Raw genomic sequence first — 467 nt, 5'->3', positions numbered from 1 at the left:
GGAAAGGAGGACTTTTCGGTCTTTACGGATGCGTGTGGGGACGGTCTTGGAGCAGTTCTGATGCAGCGCGGGAAGGTGATTGTCTACATTTCGAGGAAGTTTAAGCCTCATGATGGGAACTATGTTAGTGCAGGACCACCACCAGAGGGAGGGTGAATGGTGTGGTCACGAGAAATATGACCAGAAATAACACAGAGGGATTGTAAACAAAAACTTCACTATATCACTTTCACAATCGGATATACAAAGACTGTTTACAAACCGGTCGTCTCCCACGGAAACACCCAGTGTCCCTCAGAACACTACGCCTCGCAGGGCGTTAACACCGAGTTCCTCGGAACTCCGCACCGTACCAGGTGCACACCTCAACAGGTGTCTACCAACGAGTCTCACAGACTCAGCACCACACTGGTGCACAACCAATTCCCGCAGGAATTCACCACAGTTCCACACCTGGAACAAAGCAA

At 50.3% G+C, this 467-nt stretch carries 1 protein-coding gene; it reads left to right on the top strand.

All coding sequences use genetic code 11. The features are described from left to right. Positions 1-156 (top strand): RNase H-like domain-containing protein (locus tag FMS18_RS21360; protein WP_163296465.1); only part of this gene is annotated, 156 nt, incomplete at its 5' end. Between the last annotated feature and the right edge of the window lie 311 nt (positions 157-467).

It is taken from the genome of Desulfovibrio sp. JC022 (genome assembly GCF_010470665.1).
Classification (GTDB): domain Bacteria; phylum Desulfobacterota; class Desulfovibrionia; order Desulfovibrionales; family Desulfovibrionaceae; genus Maridesulfovibrio.
The sequence above is the reverse complement of the archived record's forward strand: the minus strand, read 5'-3'. Positions and strand labels throughout refer to the sequence as shown.